The 21,361-nt window shown below is 48.0% G+C and carries 24 protein-coding genes, 1 pseudogene and 1 riboswitch; of the genes and pseudogenes, 4 read left to right on the forward strand and 21 right to left on the reverse strand.

Annotated features, from left to right (window positions below; all coding sequences use genetic code 11):
- Positions 1–214 precede the first annotated feature (214 nt).
- Positions 215–1,849, reverse strand: a complete 1,635-nt coding sequence (groL, locus tag BVJ53_RS04010) for a chaperonin GroEL (protein WP_129301264.1) — start codon at positions 1,847–1,849, stop codon at positions 215–217.
- A gap of 35 nt (positions 1,850–1,884) precedes the next feature.
- Positions 1,885–2,166 (reverse strand): co-chaperone GroES, encoded by a 282-nt coding sequence (gene groES / locus BVJ53_RS04015; RefSeq protein ID WP_129301265.1) that lies wholly within the window; start codon positions 2,164–2,166, stop codon positions 1,885–1,887.
- Positions 2,167–2,323: 157 nt separating this feature from the next.
- On the opposite strand from groES, the gene BVJ53_RS04020 reads away from it, so the two are divergent.
- The gene (locus tag BVJ53_RS04020) at positions 2,324–2,968 is read left to right on the forward strand and encodes a CPBP family intramembrane glutamic endopeptidase (protein ID WP_129301266.1); all 645 of its coding nucleotides are present in this window, start codon (positions 2,324–2,326) and stop codon (positions 2,966–2,968) included.
- A gap of 82 nt (positions 2,969–3,050) precedes the next feature.
- A complete protein-coding gene (locus BVJ53_RS04025) occupies positions 3,051–4,109 on the forward strand; it encodes an LCP family protein (protein ID WP_129301267.1) in 1,059 nt (352 codons plus the stop codon).
- 95 nt (positions 4,110–4,204) lie between these two features.
- Here the strand turns inward: BVJ53_RS04025 and BVJ53_RS04030 are convergent, their stop codons facing one another.
- The 4 genes from BVJ53_RS04030 to BVJ53_RS04045 all read right to left on the reverse strand — a co-directional run bounded on the left by BVJ53_RS04030 (position 4,205) and on the right by BVJ53_RS04045 (position 7,261).
- Entirely contained in the window at positions 4,205–5,248 is a 1,044-nt protein-coding gene (locus BVJ53_RS04030; protein ID WP_129301268.1) for a hypothetical protein, read from the reverse strand.
- On the reverse strand, positions 5,249–6,136 hold the full coding sequence (locus BVJ53_RS04035) for an ATP-binding cassette domain-containing protein (protein WP_129301269.1): 888 nt from the start codon (positions 6,134–6,136) through the stop codon (positions 5,249–5,251).
- A complete protein-coding gene (locus BVJ53_RS04040; RefSeq protein ID WP_129301270.1) occupies positions 6,133–6,501 on the reverse strand; it encodes a GntR family transcriptional regulator in 369 nt (122 codons plus the stop codon). The genes BVJ53_RS04035 and BVJ53_RS04040 overlap by 4 nt, the downstream gene beginning before the upstream one ends.
- Before the next feature lie 106 nt (positions 6,502–6,607).
- On the reverse strand, positions 6,608–7,261 hold the full coding sequence (locus tag BVJ53_RS04045; RefSeq protein WP_129301271.1) for a redox-sensing transcriptional repressor Rex: 654 nt from the start codon (positions 7,259–7,261) through the stop codon (positions 6,608–6,610).
- Positions 7,262–7,479: 218 nt separating this feature from the next.
- Between BVJ53_RS04045 and BVJ53_RS04050 the strand changes: the two genes are divergently transcribed.
- Positions 7,480–9,432 (forward strand): ABC-F family ATP-binding cassette domain-containing protein, encoded by a 1,953-nt coding sequence (locus BVJ53_RS04050; RefSeq protein ID WP_129301272.1) that lies wholly within the window; start codon positions 7,480–7,482, stop codon positions 9,430–9,432.
- Between the two features lie 115 nt (positions 9,433–9,547).
- On the opposite strand, the gene BVJ53_RS04055 is transcribed toward BVJ53_RS04050, so the two are convergent.
- The 6 genes from BVJ53_RS04055 to BVJ53_RS04080 all read right to left on the reverse strand — a co-directional run bounded on the left by BVJ53_RS04055 (position 9,548) and on the right by BVJ53_RS04080 (position 13,741).
- On the reverse strand, positions 9,548–9,874 hold the full coding sequence (locus tag BVJ53_RS04055) for a PTS sugar transporter subunit IIB (protein ID WP_010491995.1): 327 nt from the start codon (positions 9,872–9,874) through the stop codon (positions 9,548–9,550).
- Between the two features lie 97 nt (positions 9,875–9,971).
- Positions 9,972–10,994: a tRNA (adenosine(37)-N6)-threonylcarbamoyltransferase complex transferase subunit TsaD gene (gene tsaD / locus BVJ53_RS04060; protein WP_129301273.1), complete on the reverse strand. Its 1,023-nt coding sequence runs from the start codon at positions 10,992–10,994 to the stop codon at positions 9,972–9,974.
- Between the two features lie 35 nt (positions 10,995–11,029).
- Positions 11,030–11,563, reverse strand: coding sequence for a ribosomal protein S18-alanine N-acetyltransferase (gene rimI / locus BVJ53_RS04065; protein WP_129301274.1), 534 nt, complete (start codon positions 11,561–11,563; stop codon positions 11,030–11,032).
- Complete coding sequence (gene tsaB / locus BVJ53_RS04070) at positions 11,547–12,269, reverse strand: tRNA (adenosine(37)-N6)-threonylcarbamoyltransferase complex dimerization subunit type 1 TsaB (RefSeq protein ID WP_129301275.1); 723 nt, start codon at positions 12,267–12,269, stop codon at positions 11,547–11,549. The genes rimI and tsaB overlap by 17 nt, the downstream gene beginning before the upstream one ends.
- A gap of 154 nt (positions 12,270–12,423) precedes the next feature.
- A complete protein-coding gene (locus BVJ53_RS04075; RefSeq protein ID WP_129301276.1) occupies positions 12,424–13,029 on the reverse strand; it encodes a hypothetical protein in 606 nt (201 codons plus the stop codon).
- Between the two features lie 193 nt (positions 13,030–13,222).
- Entirely contained in the window at positions 13,223–13,741 is a 519-nt protein-coding gene (locus tag BVJ53_RS04080) for a folate family ECF transporter S component (RefSeq protein WP_129301277.1), read from the reverse strand.
- Positions 13,742–13,778: 37 nt separating this feature from the next.
- A riboswitch (THF riboswitch) is annotated at positions 13,779–13,873 on the reverse strand.
- A gap of 635 nt (positions 13,874–14,508) precedes the next feature.
- Between BVJ53_RS04080 and BVJ53_RS04085 the strand changes: the two genes are divergently transcribed.
- Positions 14,509–15,489 carry an asparaginase gene (locus BVJ53_RS04085; RefSeq protein WP_191983426.1) on the forward strand — a complete coding sequence of 327 codons (981 nt, stop codon included), beginning with the start codon at positions 14,509–14,511 and terminating at the stop codon, positions 15,487–15,489.
- A gap of 101 nt (positions 15,490–15,590) precedes the next feature.
- Here BVJ53_RS04085 and BVJ53_RS04090 read toward each other — a convergent pair whose 3' ends face one another.
- The 9 genes and pseudogenes from BVJ53_RS04090 to BVJ53_RS04130 form a co-directional block, all read right to left on the reverse strand.
- On the reverse strand, positions 15,591–16,334 hold the full coding sequence (locus BVJ53_RS04090; RefSeq protein WP_129301279.1) for an acyl-[acyl-carrier-protein] thioesterase: 744 nt from the start codon (positions 16,332–16,334) through the stop codon (positions 15,591–15,593).
- A 316-nt stretch (positions 16,335–16,650) separates the two neighbouring features.
- Positions 16,651–17,511 carry a 16S rRNA (cytidine(1402)-2'-O)-methyltransferase gene (gene rsmI / locus BVJ53_RS04095; protein ID WP_129301280.1) on the reverse strand — a complete coding sequence of 287 codons (861 nt, stop codon included), beginning with the start codon at positions 17,509–17,511 and terminating at the stop codon, positions 16,651–16,653.
- 1 nt (position 17,512) lies between these two features.
- Positions 17,513–17,851 carry a DNA replication initiation control protein YabA gene (locus BVJ53_RS04100; RefSeq protein WP_129301281.1) on the reverse strand — a complete coding sequence of 113 codons (339 nt, stop codon included), beginning with the start codon at positions 17,849–17,851 and terminating at the stop codon, positions 17,513–17,515.
- A gap of 4 nt (positions 17,852–17,855) precedes the next feature.
- The gene (gene holB, locus BVJ53_RS04105; protein ID WP_129301282.1) at positions 17,856–18,833 is read right to left on the reverse strand and encodes a DNA polymerase III subunit delta'; all 978 of its coding nucleotides are present in this window, start codon (positions 18,831–18,833) and stop codon (positions 17,856–17,858) included.
- A complete protein-coding gene (locus BVJ53_RS04110) occupies positions 18,833–19,162 on the reverse strand; it encodes a cyclic-di-AMP receptor (protein WP_129301283.1) in 330 nt (109 codons plus the stop codon). Before BVJ53_RS04110 ends, holB begins: the two co-directional genes overlap by 1 nt.
- 42 nt (positions 19,163–19,204) lie before the next feature.
- Positions 19,205–19,851, reverse strand: a pseudogene (gene tmk / locus BVJ53_RS04115) (dTMP kinase).
- Positions 19,852–20,093: 242 nt separating this feature from the next.
- Positions 20,094–20,357, reverse strand: coding sequence for a YaaL family protein (locus BVJ53_RS04120; protein WP_129301284.1), 264 nt, complete (start codon positions 20,355–20,357; stop codon positions 20,094–20,096).
- Positions 20,357–20,956, reverse strand: a complete 600-nt coding sequence (recR, locus tag BVJ53_RS04125; RefSeq protein ID WP_129301285.1) for a recombination mediator RecR — start codon at positions 20,954–20,956, stop codon at positions 20,357–20,359. The genes BVJ53_RS04120 and recR overlap by 1 nt, the downstream gene beginning before the upstream one ends.
- 92 nt (positions 20,957–21,048) lie before the next feature.
- Complete coding sequence (locus tag BVJ53_RS04130) at positions 21,049–21,357, reverse strand: YbaB/EbfC family nucleoid-associated protein (protein WP_049171649.1); 309 nt, start codon at positions 21,355–21,357, stop codon at positions 21,049–21,051.
- Between the last annotated feature and the right edge of the window lie 4 nt (positions 21,358–21,361).

Genomic DNA, 21,361 nt, shown 5'->3' on the forward strand with positions numbered 1-21,361 from the left:
ACGTTGATGAAAATAACCATTACAAATATTTAAGCTGTTGACTAATTTTATTTTACCAAGGAAACCCAGTCAATGCCTATGATAACGCTTAAGGCAACTCTGAGCGTATGCCAGGATCCACGTTTTAACCGCGCCATGCCGCATTTCCAACACAAAAACACCAGCGAAACCGCTGGTGTTTTCTCTGTGTTTCTTTTTTTAATTTAGGACGAAATTACATCATGCCGCCCATACCGGCTGCCGGGTTCGCGCCTGCAGTGCCAGCGTTGTTATCCTTTGGTTCTGGCTTGTCAGCCACAACCGCTTCAGTTGTGAGCATCAAAGCAGCAACTGATGCAGCGTTTTGCAGTGCGGAACGGGTAACTTTGGTTGGGTCAATGATCCCTGACTTAGCCATGTCTTCCCATTCACCGGTTGAAGCATTGTAACCAATACCTTGCTTTTCTTTCTTCAATTGTTCAACGATGACAGAACCTTCACGGCCGGCGTTTTCAGCGATCTGACGAACAGGTTCCTCAAGGGCACGCAGAACGATGTTGATCCCGGTCTGAACGTCGCCTTTTTCTTTCAAAGCAGCGACTGCAGGAATTACGTCAACCAAGGCAGTACCACCACCGGCAACGTAACCTTCTTCAACGGCAGCACGGGTCGCGTTCAGAGCATCTTCGATCCGATACTTACGTTCCTTCAATTCGGTTTCGGTTGCAGCACCGACCTTGACAACCGCAACCCCGCCGGCTAACTTAGCCAGACGCTCTTGCAGCTTCTCACGATCGAAGTCGCTGGTTGTGTCAGCAATTTGCTTCTTGATGATGTTAACCCGCTCAGCAATGGCATCCTTGGAACCTGTGCCATCAACAATCGTGGTGTTGTCCTTGGTAACAGTAACCTTGCCGGCACGGCCTAACTGTTCAATCTTGGTGTCCTTCAGATCTAAACCAAGATCGGAGCTGATCACAGTACCACCGGTCAAGGTTGCGATGTCTTCCAGTTGTGCCTTGCGGCGATCACCAAAGCCAGGAGCCTTAACTGCAACAACATTGAAAGTACCACGAATCTTGTTAAGAACCAAGGTCGGCAATGCTTCACCGGCAACATCGTCAGCAATGATCAGTAATGCCTTACCTTGTTGAACGATTTCCTGCAATAGTGGAAGAATGTCCTGAATGTTAGAAATCTTCTTATCGGTAATTAGGATATATGGATCGTCCAAATCGGCTTCCATCTTATCATTATCGGTTACCATATATTGACTCAGATAGCCGCGATCAAACTGCATCCCTTCAACAACAGAAAGTTCAGTATCGATTCCTTTGCTTTCTTCGATGGTAATGACACCGTCATGGCCAACTTTCTCCATGGCATCCGCAATCAGATTGCCGACTTCTTCATTGGAAGATGAAACAGAAGCAACCTGAGCGATTTCCTTTTTGCCATTAACTTTGTGACTGATCTTGTGCAGTTCATCAACCGCTGCCTTGGTTGCCTTTTCGATACCGGTCCGAATGCCAACTGGGTTAGCACCGGCAGTGACGTTCTTCATGCCTTCACGAATGATACTTTGTGCCAGAACTGTTGCGGTTGTGGTACCATCACCGGCGATATCGTTTGTCTTGGATGCAACTTCTGCTACCAACTTAGCGCCCATGTTTTCGTAGTGGTCTTCTAAGTCAATTGACTTGGCGATCGTAACACCATCGTTAGTGATCTCCGGTGCGCCATAACTCTTATCCAAAACAACGTTGCGGCCTTTTGGTCCTAAAGTTGTTTTTACCGTGTTTGCTAATTGATCCACGCCACGCAGCATGGCAGTACGTGCATCCTCAGAGAACTTAATTTCTTTTGCCATTGTTTTTATTCACCTCAAAATTGATCGATTATTTTTTACGCAATTGCCATAATGTCTTTTTCGTGCAGTACGAGGTAGTCTTGACCTTCATACTTTACTTCAGAGCCGGCGTATTTGTCGTATAATACAGTATCGCCAACTTTAACGCCCATTGGCAGACGCTTGCCTTCCGGTGTTAAAGCGCCTTCACCTACTGCGACAACTTCGCCTGTTTGCGGCTTTTGCTTGGCATTATTGGCTAAAACAATGCCACCGACAGTCTGTTCCTCTTCTTCAACGACCTCGACAATCACGCGATCTCCTAATGGTTTTAACAAGGCAATCCCTCCACATTACATTTTTTGATTTAGCACTCGCTGTGTCTAAGTGCTAACTACAAAAGTAACTATAACGAGTTTTCCGGGTGAATGCAACCCCCAAACCCGGGAATGTTATACTAATTTCAGATATTTTTTCAAAGGAGTCGTTCCCTATATGTCACTGCAAAAACATGCCTTTTCTGTTATCAGCGCTTACCTCGTCACTTTTATCGCTAATCTTTTGATTTTCCAATTCATGCCAGTTGGGTGGCTCAGCCTTGGCATTGTGACCCTAATCAGCGTCATTGCAATGATTGCTGCAGTGTACAGTGAACGGCAGCTGGTCATTGCCAACGCGATTGAAGCCCCTGGCGTCCTCGCCCCACAACAGCGCGTTTTCTGGGGTGTCATCGGCATCGCCGGTGTGTTGGCGGCCCAATTAGTCGGTTCGTGGCTTGAAATGTTTCTTTTTAAAATGCCGCAAACCAATAGCCAGATTCATCAACAGCTTTCAAGCATGACCACCAATCCATGGTACTTTTTGGCAATCGGCCTCGCCATCCCCATTCTAGAAGAGTTGGCTTTTCGTAAGGTCCTGTTTGGCAATTTGGTTAATGTAACCGGCGTTTTCGGCGGTGCTTTAATTGCCAGTCTGTTATTCGCCTTGACCCAACCAGGCGGCCACTGGCTCAGCGCAACCTTGGTCGGATTGGTTCTGGCGTATGACTACCGCCACACCGGCGCCATCAGCACGGCCATCATCGCACATGTCGGCGCACTATGGGTTGTTTGGCTGTATTACATTGCTCACGCGCTGTAAACGTAATCGAATATTAATCTCGTCGGCCCGCAAAATCTCCTATAATGGGAAATAACGTTTTTTATAAAGGAGCCGTTTAAACATGGAGACCCGTTCAAATCATCGCCACCGTCAACAGCCTAAACGTTTTCGTTGGGGACGCCTCATCGGCCTAATCGTCATTGTCGGCTTGTTCACAGTCGGCGCCTATGCCTTGCGCCTTTACAGCCAGGCAAAATATGCGATCGATAATACCTACCATGCCACCAAACACGTCAGCACGAACATCGCCCAAAAGAAACCATTTTCCATACTCCTACTCGGGGTCGACACGGGGGCTGAAGGGCGGGTTGATAAAGGCAATTCTGACAGCATGATTGTGGCCGTCATTAATCCGAAAACCAACAAAACAACCATGGTCAGCATCCCGCGCGATACCGCTGCTGAATTGATTGGCACCAAAGAATTTAATATGCAAAAAGTCAACGCTGCATACAATGTCGGCGGTTCGGATATGGCTATCAACACAGTCTCCAAACTTGTGAATGTCCCGATTTCTTATTATCTGACGATCAACATGGGCGCGCTGGAAAAAATCGTCAATGCGGTCGGTGGGGTTGACGTTGATGTCCCGTTTTCATTCCAGGATCCTTACACCGGTAACCAGAAATTCAAGAAAGGCCACATGCATTTAAATGGCAGCATGGCACTTGCCTACTCGCGAATGCGCCATGCTGATCCGGAAGGTGATTATGGCCGTCAAAAGCGTCAACAACAAGTGATCAAGGCAATTTTGAAAAAAGCCATTTCTGTCGGCTCGCTTGGCAACTTCACCAAGCTCATGGACACAATTTCCAAAAACATCGCGACCAATCTGAGTTTTGCCGATATGCAAAGCATTTTCCTGAATTATCGTGGCGCCGCCAAAACCATTTCGACTGATCGTCTTAAAGGCGTTAATGCATGGGTCGGCGACGGCGCTTATCAAATTGCATCAGACGCCGAAATGCAGCGAGTTTCCAATAAGCTTCGCAAAGCCCTGGGCCTGCAAACCGAACCCATCAGCAACGAAGAAACCAAACAAAATGCCAAAAACCCCCAGTTTAATTTCAAGGCGACAACGAATCAGAATTACATTATCTACACGCCGTATGATCGTTAACATTTCTGCAAGCAAAAACCGCCTACCGACTTATTTCGTCGATGGCGGTTTTTCTATGCCCTGAAATAGCACCAACATGTTTCTTGGTTCCAAAGTTATCTAGCTGCCATTTGCTCTTGCGCACGCTCGCGTTGCATCCACCAGAAACCGAGTGCAACAATGCAAGCGATGGAGACGCTGTACGACAGTAATTCATTTTGGAACAGCCAGTTACCAAAATTGTACGGGACGACAATGAGGGCATAGACAAAAATGACCCATCGTAGTTTTGGCAATAATAAGATTTCGCCTTCGTTTTCCAAAGAAATGCGGTCAAATAACCACCGAGTGATCCAGTAAACAGCCGCACTGGCTACGAATGCCACAACAAATAGAAATAGAAAGAACTGATCGCCATGTGACCGAAGTAACCGATAAGAATGGTTAATCATCACCGTATTGATTAAAAAGTGCTGAACCGCACTCATGCCAATCCAACCACCGAGAAGACCAAAGACAAACATGCCAAACAAGGAAGCAAATATACTGCCAACCGCAACACCTGCAGTGAACATGAAACTGTTAACAGCCAGATTCGTCATGAGAAGTCCTAAGACATTGAGCCAGCTGATCCCAACATACGTGGCTGGAATGCCTGCAAAATAGCCAAGCAGCGTGATGCCAACGCCAAGTGTGGTCGCCCCCAGAAGACATGAAAGCCCGTACCAGTAACGGGTAGCAAAGAGTTGCTTTCGTTTAAAGCGGCTTTTAAAGACGGCCGCATTAAAACTGCTTGCCTGATCCATCCCGGCCAAGACCAATCCGAAGAGTAATGGGACAACATAACTGATGATTGTCACAATTCGGCTGACTAACGAGGGAACGTATAAGTGATTCCGCATTGGTTTAATCAAATAATGCTGATCCTCAAGGTAATCTGAATAACTCTTGTTGACGTAAAAATCATCTTTATTTTTAGCCGCTTGCTTTTTGGTTGAGATAAATTCAGCGTAACTCATGTTATACTTCTGCTGATTATGGTAGTTTTGCAATGTGTCGCCTAAGTTAAATAATGTTACAAGGACAACAAAAACAAACATCACACGCACAACTGCCTTATGTCTGATATGAACAAGTTTCAGTAACTGATGGTCACCCATTTAACCCACCTCCGCATGTTTTTTCCGAAATTCAACTTTAAACAAATCCGACAACGACAGTGGCAGGCTTTCATTTAAGACCGGCTGCTCAGCTTCTAGTGACGCTTGCACATCTGGCGTAAAATCAGGGAAAACGACTTCGATGACGCGCCCACGAATGTTCAAAATACGTCCGTGTTGTTTAATCACCGCTGGAATTTCCTTGGTCCGGAATACGAGCTGCAATTTCACTGCTTGCTGGCGCACGTTTTCCAAGGTGAGATCGCGACTGATGCGACCTTCCTTGACGAATAAAACGCGATCGGATAAACCGTCTAATTCAGCAAGGTTATGAGACGCGATCAAAAACGTCCGCTGCCCATCAGCCACCGCATCCACCACCAAATTAACGATCCGCTCGCGAATCAGCACATCCAGCCCATCAAATGGCTCATCAAGGAAAACATACGGCGCCTGACTTGCCAAAGCCAGCGCTACCATGACCAACGCCTGATACCCTTTGGATAAGCTCTGTAATCGCTGACCGCCTGCTAATCCGAATTTTTTAATAAGTCGTGAAAAGGTGCTTTGGTCAAATGACGGGTACAGCAAAGCGTAAGTAGTCGCAATCTTGGCCAACGCATACTTGCGGAAAAACAAATGCTGTTGATCAAGGTAAAAAATGGCTGCTCGTTGCGGTGATTCCTTTGTTAGATCATGATGATCCAACATGACGGTGCCGCCGTTCGGAATGTACTGACGCGTGATAGTGCGAAAAATCGTGGTTTTGCCGATACCATTCGGACCCACTAAGCCGACAATTTGGCCTGGCATTAACGAAAAACTGATATCCCGCAAGACTTCTCGGTTGCCGATCTTTTTTTGTAATTTGGTTACGGTTAAGCTCATCTTTGATGTTCCTCCTTTTCGGTCAGCCATGCCTGTAGCGTTGCCAAACCGATGCCTAGGCTTTGTGCTTCAACCACCAACGCGTCGAATTTTGGTCGAAAAGCTGCTACGGTAGTTGAATTTGCGTGTTTTAAGGGCTCAGCCACAAATGATCCGCGCCCGGGTTCAACGTAAATCACGCCGTCTGCCTCTAGTTGCTTATAGGCTTTGGCGATGGTATTGGGATTCAGCTGTTCTTGCTTAGCCATTTCCCGCACCGATGGCAGCTTATCGCCAGGCTGCATAATGCCTTGCAAAATGCGCGTTTTAATCTGCAACACCAAACGTTCATAGTACGCCAAATGTGTGTACGGCTCGGTTGCCATAACGGTGCCTCCTTTCGTACTACGTGTACTATTATACACGGTACACATAACAACGCAAGAAAAAAGCCGCTCACTTTACATGAGCGACGCATTTTCTCTTATTTGATTAAGCTTCCGGTTCGTTGAGCGTTGGCCCATAATGTTCTAGGAAGTAAATCAAGGTCTGTAGTTCCGTTGCCAAATCAACATTTTGTACCCGTACATAGCTAGGCACCGAAATGCGAATCGGGGTGAAGTTCATGATCCCCTTAATTCCGGCCTTAACCAAATCATCGGTGATATGCTGGGCAGCATCGATTGGCACCGTCAAAATCACGATTTCAATCTGCTGATCTTTAATTTGCTTAATCATTTCATCCATGGGATAAATGGGCACCCCACTTTGAATGGTTCCAGCTAAATCAGGGTTGATATCGAAACCGGCACTAATCCGAATGTTGTTGGCCTGTCGAAAATTGTAATTCAACAGGGCGTGGCCAAGATTGCCGACACCAACCAACCCGACGCTGGTTAGTCGATCCTGATTCAGAATCTTTTTAAAGAATTTCAGCAAATCGTTGACGTCATAGCCGTAGCCGCGTTTGCCCAATGCACCGAAATAAGAAAAATCACGCCGAATCGTTGCCGAGTCAACTTTCACCGCGTCCGACAGTTCAGTTGAGCTGATCTTGGTTGTCCCGGAATTCGCCAAGAAATTCAAATATCGGTAGTACACGGGTAGGCGTTTCGCCGTTGCTTTGGGGATGATTGTTTCCGCCATGTAAGCAAGCCTCCTGTAGAAGTATTCCCATGCAGAACATGTGAACTGTCCAACATAGTATCTTCTGCTAATATTAGCTGGTTTATGGCTTGAACGCAAGCGGATACATCTTCACAAGCACATTTTATTGTGCGAACGCATCATCAGGGAACGCACGCCCATGAACGAAACTATGGTATATTAAGTCTTAACGATTAATTGTGAAAGAAGGTATTCCTGTGATCATTTTGCAGGCACAACAAGTTAGCCGCAGCTTCAACGGCAACGAATTATTTGCCAACGTGAACCTTGAAGTCCAAGACGGCGCGCGCATCGGTCTTGTTGGCCCCAATGGGATTGGTAAAACCACTCTGCTGGAAATCTTGACCGGAATTGCACCACCGGATAGCGGTCAGGTGACGACCATGAAAAACCTCTCCATTGGCTATTTGGCCCAAAATTCCGGATTAGATTCAGATAAAACGATTTTCAAAGAAATGCTGACAGTTTTCGCACCGCTGCAAGCAATGGCTCGGCAAATCCACGCCTTAGAGGCCAAACTCGGTGATCCTAAACTCATTACAGATAAAACGGCTTTTTCTGCCACCATGAAGCAATATGACCAATTGCAACACGACTTTAACGAGCAAAACGGTTATGGCTACGAAGCTGAAATCCGCTCGGTTCTCCATGGCTTCCAATTTGGTGAAGACACATATGACAAACCGGTTGGCACCTTGTCCGGTGGTGAACGTTCCCGTCTGGCCTTGGCCAAGCTGCTGCTGGAAAAACATGACCTGATCATTCTTGACGAGCCAACCAATCATCTAGATATCGAAACACTCAGTTGGCTAGAAGGCTATCTCAAAACCTATCCCGGCGCTATTCTAACAGTCAGCCATGATCAATATTTTCTTGATCACGTGGTCACCGAAATTTACGAACTGGATCACCACCACGCGACTCATTACAAGACCAACTACAGCGGTTATCTTAAGCAAAAGGCCGAGCGCCAGGCGCAGGCTTGGAAAGCCTACACCAGACAGCAGGAAGAAATTGCCAAGCTGCAGGATTTCGTGGACAAGAATATTGTCCGGGCCAGCACGACCAAGCAGGCTCAGGCACGCCGTAAGCAATTAGAAAAAATGGACGTTCTGGAAAAACCGACCGGTGACGACAAAAGCGTTCACTTTAATTTCACACCTAATCGTCCCAGCGGCAATGAGGTGCTCAAAGTCAATCAGGCAACAGTTGGTTATGAAGCTGATCACCCGATGGCCGGACCGATCGATTTCCAAGTGAACAAATTCGATCGGATCGCGATTATCGGACCAAACGGCGTCGGTAAATCGACTTTGCTTAAAAGCATCTTAGGTAAGATTCCTTTTCTCGCCGGATCAGCGAAATTCGGCGCTAACGTTGATGTTGGCTACTACGACCAGGAAATCCAACAACTCAACCCTAAAAATACGGTGATTGACGAAATTTGGGACGAACACCCAATGATGCCGGAAAAAGATGTTCGTTCTGTTCTGGCCGCTTTTTTGTTCGGTCCAGACGATATTCAAAAACCGGTCAGTGCCTTATCTGGTGGGCAGAAAGCTCGGCTGGAGTTAACTAAATTGGCACTCAAACATGATAATTTTCTGGTGCTCGATGAACCAACGAACCACTTGGATATCAACAGCAAGGAAGTCCTTGAACAGGCATTAAAAGATTTTAATGGCACCGTTTTGTTCGTATCTCACGACCGTTACTTTATCAACGAACTGGCCACCAACGTCATTGCCATCGCGCCGACCGGCAGCACCACTTACCTCGGCAACTGGGATTACTATCAGGAAAAGCTGGCCGAGACCAAAGCAGAAGCAGAAGCTGCAGCCGCTGAACAGCCGACTGCCAAAATCGAAACCGCGGGCGCTACCTCCTACCAACAATCCAAAGAAGATGCCCGAGCAACCCGTAAGTTAAAGCGGGAAGTTGCTGACTTAGAGGCACAGTTGCAGAAACTTGGCGACCAAGCTACCACGATCCAAAAAGAAATGACCGCCCCCGATGTTTTGAGTGACTATGTCAAAATGCAGAAATTGCAAACCAAGCTCGAAGAAGTTCAAAAACAAACCACGGACGTCGAAAATACTTGGGAAGAAAAAAGCATCCAGCTTGAAGACATGCAAACCGCCGATAAGTAACCTGATCAGATTAGCTCTGGTCAAGGTTCAGTTAACCGCAAAAAAACGCCGGTACCGGAATCAATAACTTGTTTCCGGTACCAGCGTCTTTTTATATTTTTTAATTATGCTCTACTTAAACCTTTTGATCCAGCAACCCGATTGCCTGCTGTAAAACTTTCTCGCCGTCCATCATCCCATAGGCTTTCATGTCAATGACGGCCATCGGGATTTTTTTAGCGTCGGCTTTGGCTTTGAATTGGCTCTCCATAAAGCGGACTTGCGGGCCAAGCATGAGTACCGAGACCGGTTCCGATGCCAGTTTATTGTCAGCATCTGCGGCTGCGGTGGCAAAAACATCAACATCCATGCCATCTGCCGCAGCTGCTTTTTTCATTCGTTGCACCAACATTGAGGTGGACATGCCGGCGGAGCAGACTAACATAATTGTTTTTTCAGCCATGGGAATCATCCTTTCGTTAACAAACTTATCGATAAGTTAAGTTTAACTAAATCAACGAGTCCCCGTCAACGAAAGTGCTGATGATTCGCTCATGACCCTAGGCATGGGCAAAGCTCAGACCCGGATCCGCATTAAGACTCTCGGAAGCAAGATGGCGTTTCGCCAGTTCGATATGCGCGGCTGCACCGATCATGGCACCATTATCGCCGGTTAAGCGCAGCGGCGGAACGATCACGTCAACATCCGGAAAGTGTACGGCCAGTGCTTCGTTCATGGCTTCTTTGAGACCTTGATTGGCTGCTACTCCGCCAGCCACGATCAGTTGTTTAACCGGGTAGTGTGTCAGAGCCTTCTGAGTTTTGTGAACCAAAACATCCACCACCGCCGCCTGGAAACTGGCCGCAAGATCTTCGCGGCTAAGTGTTTCGCCGATTTGGTTGGCATGATGCACCGTATTAATCACAGCTGACTTCAAGCCACTGAAACTAAAGTCCAGATTATCTTCTTTATCCATGGCGCGCGGAAAATGAAAGGTATCGTGACCCAAATGTGCCAAACGATCGACTTCTTTCCCTGCCGGATATGGGATGCCTAGAATCCGCCCTACTTTATCATAGGCCTCACCAGCAGCATCATCCCTAGTATCGCCAATAATCTCGAATTCACCGGCAGCTTTCATGTAAACCAGCTCGGTGTGACCACCGGAAACAGCCAGTGCCAGTAGTGGATACGTCAGTGGCTTAACAAAGCGTGCAGCGTAAATATGGCCCGCCATATGATTAACCGGAATCAGCGGTAAATGATGGGCATAGGCAATCGTTTTGGCAGCCGTCACGCCGATCAACAGTGCGCCGACCAAACCCGGACCGTATGTGACTGCTACCGCCGTTAAGTCAGTATAGGTTACCCCCGCTTCTTTCAGTGCCGCGTCTGTCACCAGTGTAATCTGTTCAACATGGTGACGGCTGGCGACTTCCGGAACGACACCCCCAAAACGTTGGTGGCTCTTGATTTGCGTCGCGATAATATTCGACAAAATTTTATTGCCATTTTCAACGACAGCCACACTGGTTTCGTCGCAGCTGCTTTCAAATGCTAAGATCAATTCCCTTGCTGCCACATTATTCTCCTCTACAAACATGATGGTTCCGGACGCTACGGCAAAGGCCGATACATATCCTGTGCATCATCGTGATTGCTGACATAATAACCTTTTTTAATTTTGCCATCTCGAAATCCAAGTGAGTGATAAAGTCGCTTGGCGATGTCATTATTCGTTCTAACCTCAAGCGTGACCTTTTCACTGCCGTAGTCAATAGCCCGCCCGATCATAAACTGCATCAAAAAGCGACCCAGTCCCATATGCTGGTAAGCTGGATCAACGGCAATATTCGTAACATGAGCCTCACTTATGGTAAACCACGTGCCGATCAACGCAACCATCTGGCCAGCGTCTTCAACGGCAAGATACAGTGAGTGGCGCACTTTGCGCAATTCAGAGAAAAACGCATAGCGATCCCATGGCGTATCATGATAGATCCGCCGCTCAATCGCCAGCGCTGCGTCAACATCGGCTTCCGTCATGCGCCGTAATAAATATTCTTTATTCCGGACAGTGATCGTCCGCGGTTCAAACTGAAGTTCATCAGGCGTCGTGCGGTCAAACCAAGATCTAAACTTTCTCAACATAAACATCATGTCCTTTGCCAGGATGCGCCTTAAGCCAGTTATTTTCGGCTTCCGTTAAGCGTAAATAGCGCGGCACAAAATCATAGACAGAAACCGGTGGTAAATCTTTGCCTAGCTGCCCAAGTCGCAGTGCTTGTGGCAGATTTAGCCAGTCAGGCGCAAAATGAGCCAAACCGCCCAATACCTCGATAATCTGTCCACGAAACATCACTGCATCGGATCCGACAAAGATGACAGGCTGCCGCAACGTTCTCAGCTCAGTGAGTAGAAGCGTCAGCGGAACGTGGCGGTCTGTGACTACATTGATTAATTTTTCCTTGTCCCACTGGTAAACACCTGTGAAGACATTGCTGCGCCGTGCATTCATAATCGGCACAATCATGGCTTTTGTATCCGTGATATTAGCTGCTAACACTGCCAGACTGGAGACGCCGACCAATGCGATGTTTAGCGTATAGGCCAGGGTTTTCCCGGTGGTCACGGCAATGCGGATGCCCGTGTAGGAACCCGGACCGTCTGCAACAATAATTTTATCAAGATCTTCAGGTTGTAAGCCACTTGCAGCAACCAAATCGTCAATCGTTGGTAATAACTGCTCACTATGAGTTCGCTTATGGTTAATGGTCGTCTGCGCCAATAAGCGATCATTGTCCAATACAGCAACCGACATCGCCTCATTTGAGGTATCAAGTGCTAATAATCGCATATTCAGCCCTCCCTTCGGCGATACAATCATGGCAATAGTTTATCACAAATGGCCTTAAAGCGTGAGTGGTATAATCATGCGACTGCATACAGACTGCGAACAAGTCAGCTCAAACCAAGTCAAACGACACCATACTATGCCACTTTATCTATCTTCACAACCACGCTTCGCCGGGATTGGGCAGTTCCCCGTTTAACGCGGCAAACAAAATGAGGATACTGCCAATCATCAACAGAATCTGTAATAAAACTTTAAGCCATAAGCGTTGGTGAATGATACTTTCCGGCGTCCAGTACAAGTCCGCGGCACTCTGGAACCCCGTTGCCTCGTTAGCAGCCAGCAGCTGATCATGCAACCATTTTGCCAGCCACATCCAGGCAAACCCGGCAACTACCGCACTGATGGCCAGTACCCACAAAGCTTGATTGCGTGTGGTTAAATAATCTGCCGTAAAAATATAAAATCTTCGAATAAGCGGCAGGTGACTCAGCTCGTTGTAAAACTGATTCCCGATCGCAAAAGCAAAGGCTAAGCCGCTGATCCAGCTGCCTGTCAACCCAACACGGCGGATCTGCTTCGCCAAGGCACTTTCGCGATACAAGTTGCGAATATACGTTTTCCGGCCAGTGCGCACCTGATTCGGGTACATCATCTTGTGCGTTGTCAGCTGCATGGCGATGATTCTCCGTTCCAAATACCATGCCCACAAACCGGTGCCGGCCAATGCGACCGCGACCAGACCAAGCAATAAAAGATCCATTGTCCGCCATCCTTTCCAGAAACTTTGATTTGCCTATTTTAGCAATTAATCTGATGGGTGACCAGTTAGACGAATCGGACAGCTCTTGTCGGCGTTGAGGTAAAAAGATGCCTTCACATTCAAAAAATTAGCACCAAGCTTCCAAGTCAGCGCAAAGATGACTGAGAAACTTGCTGCTAATTATTAGTCGAAATTAAAGATGAGGCCGAATCCGTTCGACGGCTTTTAAAGTCCCGTAAGACAGTGCAGTCTGGATCGGTAACATGACCACGTTTTTAATCGTTCGTGGCCAGATAATTCCCTGCCAAGGCGTCCCCATCATGTTCAGCCACAGCGTTGTCAAAATGACATTACTGATCAGCAACACCAAGCCAACACCAAGCAACGTTCGCATGACCGTTACCTTCTTGCCGTGGAAAAACATGCCATAAATCATTGCAGCAATTGCGGCACTAAGCGTGAACCCAGGAAAATTGGCGCCCGGATTGAAGATCATAATCGACAGCTGGTCATTCAAGGCAGCTGCGCCCGCGGCCAGCCATGGCCCGAAATAATACCCCATCAAAATGGTAGCGAAAAACGCCGGACTGATCTTAAGCCATGGCGTACCAAAAGAAAAACGACCCAAAACAATCTGCATCGCCATCAACATGGCCATGTACACGATGTTTCGAGTGGAAAGCTTGGGACTACTAAACGATAAAACTTGCATAAGCTGCAATCTCCTTTTTTGCGGAGACGCCTAAATATCAGGCGAATGCGGCATCTGCACCGCGACTTTCGTCTTCGTCTGCCGTTCACATTCCGTTCCAGCAGCACTTAACGCGCAGATTCCTACTCCTAGATTTTGTCACATGTTCTATCGTACACCGAAAGTTAGTCAAAGGGAACCCCTTGAATGTTCGCATCAACAACTCAAGACACAGCCACCCACTGATGTTATCGTGAAAATTATCTCACGACTTTCTCGGTAATTTTTAGCGCTACACCAAGTCTGCTGCCAGATTGCACCGCTAAAATGGTGCCTTGTAAGCAAATTTTTCTTAGTTGCTCAAAACTCCCTGACAAAGGGATTCCCTCAAAGGCGGTGTGCTCAAAATTTTGGGTGCACCGCTAATTTTTTGAGCGTGAGCAGGAGCGCTTAGAAATCGGAGTGTAAGCGGCCTTGGGCGTGATGGCCCGGGCTTAGGCCATTGCGACCAAGGCCCTTACACGTAGATTTCTGCGACTGCGAACGCGTTATAGGTGAGCGTGAACCAGCGCGCTTAGGAGTCTGAGTGTAAACGGCTTTGGGCGTGATGGCCTGGGCTTAGGGCCATTGCGACCAAGGCCCTTAAACGCAGACTCCTGCGTCGGTGAACGCGTTATGGGCGCAAGAATATCTCTGACCCACCAAAAGTCGCGATAATATCATTCTCGCGCATAGACTCACGCCCAAAACCCCGTATAATAAGTTTCGATAACCTTTGAAAGGAAGCTTTGACCGTGACCAAACACATTCTTGTTTTACATACAGGCGGCACTATCTCCATGACTGAAACCAGGAATGGTGACATCATGCCCAGCGAGCATAACCCGTTACTTGGCGCCGATAGTTTTGTTCCAGCCGGCGTCGAACTGACCAGTGAGGAGATTTTTAATCTACCATCGCCGCACATGACCCCCGAGCGAATGCTCACCTTAGTCAAACGCGTCCGCCAGGCTGAAAAAGATGGTGCTGACGGCGTGGTCGTTACACACGGCACTGATACTTTAGAGGAAACCGCCTACTTTTTAGACCTCACGTTAGACTCCGCCATGCCGGTCGTTGTTACCGGTGCCATGCGCTCCAGTAACGAGATTGGCAGCGATGGACTGGAGAATCTGCAAAGCGCGATTAAAACAGCTGCCAGCGACGAGTCGCGTAACAAGGGTACCTTGGTCGTCATGAACGATGAAATTCATACCGCACGCTTTGTTACCAAAACCCACACCACCAACGTTGCAACTTTTCGGACGCCGACATTCGGGCCGGTTGGACTTGTCACCAAAGATGGCGTGCGCTTCTTTCAGGAATTAATCAACCAAGAAGTCTGCGCCATTGATCACCTTGTCGACCACGTCTTCTTAATCAAGGCATACGCAGGAATGGATGGCACGTTGTTTGACGCGTTACCGGAAGATATCCACGGTTTGACGATTGAAGCGCTCGGCGCCGGTAATCTCCCACCAGCCACCTTGCCGGCTATTCAGCGGCTGCTAGACCGGCATGTGCCTATCGTACTGGTTTCCCGCTGCTTCAATGGCGTTGCTCAAGCCGTCTACAATTACGAAGGCGGCGGCGTTCAACTTAAAAAAATGGGCATCATCTTTTGCCAAGGACTCAACGGCCAGAAAGCCCGCATTAAGCTGCAGGTTGGTCTGAGTGATGGCAAGCGCGGCCAGGCACTCGCCGACTTCGTTGACAATGCCGTGAGTTGATCAACGTAAAACATATGAAAAAAGCAGTTCTAGGCCGCGTGCGCATCGGCGGTGCCCCTAGAGCTGCTTTTTTGATACTTCAATATGCGTCATGCAATCACTTATGCTTTGAAGTCATCCCAGATCATCTGGGCCTCGGCGTTCACTTCACCATCGGTAATGACTCGATGTAATGTTCGCATCGAGTCATCCGGATCGGCCTGAAATTGGGCATTTGGGCTCGTACCATACGCCACTTCGCGCTCGTAACGAATGTCAGCACCACGCAAGGCATGCGAACTTAAAAAGTCATATCCAAGGCTGTTTTCCATCCACTCCAGATAATGGGCATTGTTCACGTGGCCATTGCTATCAATGTCAAAATAGCGCACATGAAAAGTCTCCTCGCCATCCGGGTGATCAACCTTCTTGAATCGAGGAAACCGGTTAATTTTACGATCGGAAACCGCACCAACGCGTTCAACGAGTTCAGGAATGACGTCCACGATTTTACGCGTTCGCAAATCCATAATGACCCAGTTACTGCTGACGGAAACAAGCCGATTGCCTTGCGCGTCGTCAATCCAGTAATCACGATAAGTAAAATATTTATTGTAAGTTGTGGCTTCGGTACCGACTCGCAACAATTCTTCGATTTTCGGCATACGCTGGATTTCCATGTGATACTGGGTGATCACCCAACCTGCGTGGAACTCACTGATGGCATCAATGCCAGCATGCAGCTTCTCTAACTGCCGCTCAGACACTTCCAGCATCACATTCATCATATCGGCTAAGCCCGCACGGCCAAACCGATCACCCAGAAAGCTTGGAATGCGATAATCTTCTTCATAGACTTTTCCCATGAAAATCCCTTCTCTTTCGTTTCGACTTGTTCCTGTTATTAGATGTAAAACGCTCTTACTGGTGCTGATTCACGTTCTGCTTTAAACGCGTTCACTGGGCCAGAAACCTGCGTGTAAGGACCTTGTCGCAATGGCCAAGATCGGGCCATCACGCCCAAGGCCGCTTACACTCCGGTTTCTAACCGGCCCAGTTCACGCTCTGCCTTAAACGCGTTCACTGCCGCAGAAGTCTGCATGTAAGGACCTTGGTCGCAATGGCCAAGATCGGGCCATCACGCCCAAGGCCGCTTACACTCCGGTTTCTAACCGGCCCAGTTCACGCTCTGCCCAGTTTGTGATAAGCATCATAGACCACTTGTTTAGGAACCCCGTTTTGTTTAGCAACCAGCTTGATCGCGGCATTTGGCTTAGCACCGGTGGCAACGATGGCGGCCACTTGGTCTTTGAAGGGTGCCTCGCTTTTGACAACTGGCTTATCCGGTGCGCCTGCTACCATGATCACAAACTCGCCTTTCAACTCGTTCGCCGCATATGCCTGCAATTCCGTGATCGTGCCACGAATGAAAGTTTCAAACTTTTTGGTCAATTCCCGAGCCAAAACAGCTTGACGATCGCCGAAAACTTCCACCATTGCGGCAAGGGTTTTTTCGACTCGATGCGGGCTCTCATAAAACAAAAGCGTTGCCGATTCAGTAGCCAATTTGGCCAAAACACGTTGCTTTTCGCCGGCTTTTCGCGGTAGAAACCCATAAAACAAAAAAGGCTGCGGCGATAATCCAGAGGCAATCAAAGCCGTTGTCGCCGCATTGGCCCCCGGCAACGGAACCACCGGCACACCGTGTTCAATTGCCGCATGGACCAATTCCTTGCCGGGATCGGAAATCGACGGCATGCCAGCATCGCTCACCTGAGCAATGATCTGCCCGGATTCTAGTTTCGTCAACAACTCCGGAATGCGCATTTGGGTATTATGTTCATGAAATGAAATGGTTTTAGTCGCAATCTCAAAATGATTCAACAACATTTGCGTATGGCGCGTATCTTCTGCGGCAATTAAATCAGCCGTTTTCAAAATCTCGACCGCCCGGAAAGTCATATCATCCAGATTTCCGATCGGCGTCGGCACCAAATACAAAGTCCCGGTGGTATGCGACCCAAAGCTTCGTTGCTGCTCCAAATCAATTCTCCCCATAAATAATATCAAGACAAAAGGCACATGGCTCGTCATTAACGCGGCGTTGGCCATAAAACATCGGGCAAACGTGGAATCCTTCGTTGTAGAGGCTTTCCAGATTCTGCTTCGACTTGGATAACTCGACGCCGCCATCGCTAGTTTTGTTGTCATCTTTTTCCAGCTCTGCCAAATGCTGACGTAGATGCTTATTCTCGATTTCAAGTTCCGCGTTACGTTCTAGCGCCTCCGCCATGTCGTCTTTCATCGCTGCAATTTCCTTGAGCATCTGCTGGGCATGTTTCTCAAGGACCAGGAAACCATCGTACAGTTCTTTCTTTTCCACAAGATCACCCTTCTAAGAGTTTAAGCATTAACTGTTCTGTCGCCGACTGAAACGTCACATTCTGTCCCAAGCGCACCTGGGCCGTTAAAATGGCCTGCAAATCATCGGTCAGTTCTCGACTCGATAACTTCGCCAACTCAGCAACCGCCGGAATAGCCAGTTGTTGCGTCGCCGCAATTTCAAAATGGCGATTCAAGGCATCGGCATATGCCAAGCCGATCAGCGCTAAAACCTGACGTTGTGCCGCAGCATCCTTGGCAACCGGCATTAATTGGGTCTGCACCCGCACAAAGCTTTCAGAATCACGGTCAGCCAAGCGGTCTAACAACTGAAACACGCGATTCACTCGGTCCTGAAAGTCCTCGGAAGCCAACAAGTCCTGAGCTTCGCTGACATTACCAGTTAACCGGCCAGCAACACGCGCCAATTGCGGACTGGCTCCCTCTTCTTCTAATTTGGCAATCACCGCTTGCCGATCCGGGCTTTGAAACGTAATCACTTGCGCTCGCGATAAAATTGTCGGCAAAAGTTGGTTTTTCGATGATGCGGTGAGAACCACTGTCATGCCCGGAACCGGTTCTTCAAAAAATTTCAGTAGTGAGTTAGCCGCTCCTGCCGTCATTTTATCAGCATCTTCAACAATAAACACCCGTTGATTACCTTCGACACCAGTCTTGCTCATTTCCTGTTTCAAGTTGCGAATATCATCAACCTTTATACTTTGTGTGCTGGTTTTGAGCACCATCACATCCGGATGATTGTGATTCAAAATCCGCTCACACTCAGGACATTCGCCACAGGGAGCACCGTCTTGCACATTTTGGCAAAAAAGGCGCAAGGCAATCCATTCAGCCAGTTCCAACTTACCGGCACCCTTTGGCCCCACAAACAAATAGGATTGGGCCAGTTGTTTGCGGTCAATGATTCGGGCAAACTGGGCGACTAACTTGGGCTGCAACGAGTCAATCAAAAACTTAGCCATTAGAAGCGGTGAAAGGATTCAATCGGCAAGACAAAGACGGTGGCGCCGCCGACTTGAACTTCTACTGGATAGGCCATGGAACTGTCTGATGTCGCATCAAGATTAACCGGTGGGGTCATAAACTGTTGCCGCGTCTGCGAAGTTTCCTTGATAATTTTCAACACGTCATTGACCCGGTCATCCGCAATTCCGATGATAAACGTCGTATTCCCCGCCTTCAGAAAACCGCCTGTTGTGGATAATTTAGTTGCCTGAATATTGGCATCTATAAATTGACTGCTGAGTAGGTTACTATCTTTGTCCTGAACAATTGCAAGAATGAGTTTCATGATAATTTAACCTCCTTGGAAGGTGAGCGTGATCTAGCGCGGTTAGTCCCTAAACAATGACGAAAACCGCTGCTTGATCACTGCCTGTGCTGCCGTCACCACTGACGCTAGCGGCTGCGTGGCGTCCACCGTGACAATGCGCTTTGGGTTATTCTCCACTAATTTCATATAGCTGAATGAACGCGTTCGTGAAAAGCCAGACTTTCCTGATCGAGTCGATCATATTGGCGCTCATGTTGATGGGCCGCAATCCGATCTAAACCAACCTGCACCGGCACGTCTAAGTAAATCGTTAAGTCCGGTTCAAGCCCGGCCGTTGCAAACTGATTCATTTGCAAAACCGCCTGTGTACCGATTCGCCGACCACCACCTTGATAAGCAACGGAACTATCGACAAACCGGTCACAGATAACAATATCACCTTGTGCAAGTGCCGGTTTGATCACCTCTACCAAATGCTGTCGCCTCGAAGCTGCATACAGTAATGCTTCGGTACGCGCATCCATCTCCGTATTAGCTGGATCAAGGATCACGTCACGAATCTTTTCGGAAATCTTGGCGCCTCCGGGTTCTCTGGTGAGATGCAAGGAAACCTGTGATTGCGCTTTGAGTTTTGGAATTAACGCTTGCAAGACGCTGGTTTTCCCCGCACCATCCGGGCCTTCAAATGTGATAAACGTCCCTGTCACGATATGCCGCTCCTTTTTTAGAATTAAGTCTATTTTACTTGATATGTTTCACAATTAAAAATTTATCTTCACCGATGAACTTTCAAAACTGACCAACGATGCTGCTAAAAAAGAAAAACGGCCATGGCCGATCCTATCGTGCGATCATCACCATTTGCCGTCAATCGAAAAGCTATATTCAGTGAATCAAAATCATCTTATGGTCTGTTTAACGTGGAGCGCAGCCCATGACTAAGGCGCTTTTACAAATCCCTAAACTCTGCAATCTGCTCGGCGGCGATCTTAGCAACAACCTCGCCTTTGATTTTGCGAGTACGTGCTTCACGGTAGAGAAAATCAAACAAGGCGGCTTCAAGCGCTACCTGTGATTTCGTCTCTTCGTCGACTTCGCGGAAAGTCGCAACAAGCTTGCGCTGAGCTGCCATCTGGTCACGAACCCGGTAAACAAGCATCATGAGTTCTTCGTCTTTTTCCTCTTTGACCTTGATCCGCTTGCGTCCAAACATTACAGTTCAGTCCTTCCTTCAACGGCCTTCATTAACGTCATTTGATCGGCGTATTCAATGTCACTGCCAACTGCCAGTCCGTGAGCAAGCCGCGTTACCTTAATGCCAGCCGGTTTGATCAGTCGGGCAAGGTACTGTGCCGTAGCTTCACCCTCAGGCGTGGCATTTGTCGCAATAATCACTTCTTTGACAGCCGTGTTCGTCTTTAATCGCTTCAACAGACTCGCGATGTTCAGGTCTTCCGGTCCCCGACCTTCAATCGGCGAAAGCACCCCATGAAGGACGTGGTAGAGGCCGTGATAATCCTGAGCCCGATCAATGCTCATCACATCTTTAGGTTGCTCAACGACTAAAATCGTACTTTGGTCGCGACTTTTATCCCGACAGATCGAACAAGGATCCTCGTCGGTAATATTGCCGCAAATTGAGCAATAATGCAGGTCTTCTTTAGCTGCCACCAGACTCTTGGCAAAAGCCGTCACATCATCCTTGTCCATATCAATCGTATAAAAGGCCAGTCGGGTAGCTGTCTTCGTCCCGATACCAGGCAAACGCATATAACTGTCAATCAATTTACTGATTGGTTCCGGATATTGCATACTTATCCCTCTTGCTGAAAACATTCAAAACATCATGTAGCCGCAGTCGTCATCTACCAGCTTGGTCGTGCTGGTGGTGTACCGTTTATTTGCTACATCGGAAGCCCGCGGGTGTATTTACCTAACTTGTCCTGAGTTTGCTTATCAATCTCACTCATCGCGTGATTAACTGCCTCAAGGATCAAATCCTGCAACATATCTGGATCGTCAGGGTCAATGGCTTCCGGCTTGATCTGGATATCTTTCATGACCTTCTCACCGGTGAACTTAACCGTGACCATATCAGACGCTGACTTGCCTTCGAATTCCGTTGCATAAAGTTCCTTCTGTGCCGCCTGCATTTCTTTTTGCATCTTTTGCATTTGGCGCATCATACCTTGCATATTGCCCATTCCACGCATATTT

It is taken from the genome of Lacticaseibacillus chiayiensis (genome assembly GCF_004123795.1).
Classification (GTDB): Bacteria; Bacillota; Bacilli; order Lactobacillales; family Lactobacillaceae; genus Lacticaseibacillus; species Lacticaseibacillus chiayiensis.

What these genes read in the sequence shown, in the direction of transcription:
- groL (WP_129301264.1), bottom strand. Translation starts at nt 1,849, where the DNA reads ATGGCAAAAGAAATTAAGTTCTCTGAGGATGCACGTACTGCCATGCTG.
- BVJ53_RS04020 (WP_129301266.1), top strand. Translation starts at nt 2,324, where the DNA reads ATGTCACTGCAAAAACATGCCTTTTCTGTTATCAGCGCTTACCTCGTC.
- BVJ53_RS04025 (WP_129301267.1), top strand. Translation starts at nt 3,051, where the DNA reads ATGGAGACCCGTTCAAATCATCGCCACCGTCAACAGCCTAAACGTTTT.
- BVJ53_RS04030 (WP_129301268.1), bottom strand. Translation starts at nt 5,248, where the DNA reads ATGGGTGACCATCAGTTACTGAAACTTGTTCATATCAGACATAAGGCA.
- BVJ53_RS04035 (WP_129301269.1), bottom strand. Translation starts at nt 6,136, where the DNA reads ATGAGCTTAACCGTAACCAAATTACAAAAAAAGATCGGCAACCGAGAA.
- BVJ53_RS04040 (WP_129301270.1), bottom strand. Translation starts at nt 6,501, where the DNA reads ATGGCAACCGAGCCGTACACACATTTGGCGTACTATGAACGTTTGGTG.
- BVJ53_RS04045 (WP_129301271.1), bottom strand. Translation starts at nt 7,261, where the DNA reads ATGGCGGAAACAATCATCCCCAAAGCAACGGCGAAACGCCTACCCGTG.
- BVJ53_RS04055 (WP_010491995.1), bottom strand. Translation starts at nt 9,874, where the DNA reads ATGGCTGAAAAAACAATTATGTTAGTCTGCTCCGCCGGCATGTCCACC.
- rimI (WP_129301274.1), bottom strand. Translation starts at nt 11,563, where the DNA reads ATGTTGAGAAAGTTTAGATCTTGGTTTGACCGCACGACGCCTGATGAA.
- tsaB (WP_129301275.1), bottom strand. Translation starts at nt 12,269, where the DNA reads ATGCGATTATTAGCACTTGATACCTCAAATGAGGCGATGTCGGTTGCT.
- BVJ53_RS04075 (WP_129301276.1), bottom strand. Translation starts at nt 13,029, where the DNA reads ATGGATCTTTTATTGCTTGGTCTGGTCGCGGTCGCATTGGCCGGCACC.
- BVJ53_RS04080 (WP_129301277.1), bottom strand. Translation starts at nt 13,741, where the DNA reads ATGCAAGTTTTATCGTTTAGTAGTCCCAAGCTTTCCACTCGAAACATC.
- BVJ53_RS04090 (WP_129301279.1), bottom strand. Translation starts at nt 16,334, where the DNA reads ATGGGAAAAGTCTATGAAGAAGATTATCGCATTCCAAGCTTTCTGGGT.
- holB (WP_129301282.1), bottom strand. Translation starts at nt 18,833, where the DNA reads ATGGCTAAGTTTTTGATTGACTCGTTGCAGCCCAAGTTAGTCGCCCAG.
- BVJ53_RS04110 (WP_129301283.1), bottom strand. Translation starts at nt 19,162, where the DNA reads ATGAAACTCATTCTTGCAATTGTTCAGGACAAAGATAGTAACCTACTC.
- BVJ53_RS04120 (WP_129301284.1), bottom strand. Translation starts at nt 20,357, where the DNA reads ATGTTTGGACGCAAGCGGATCAAGGTCAAAGAGGAAAAAGACGAAGAA.
- recR (WP_129301285.1), bottom strand. Translation starts at nt 20,956, where the DNA reads ATGCAATATCCGGAACCAATCAGTAAATTGATTGACAGTTATATGCGT.
- BVJ53_RS04130 (WP_049171649.1), bottom strand. Translation starts at nt 21,357, where the DNA reads ATGCGTGGAATGGGCAATATGCAAGGTATGATGCGCCAAATGCAAAAG.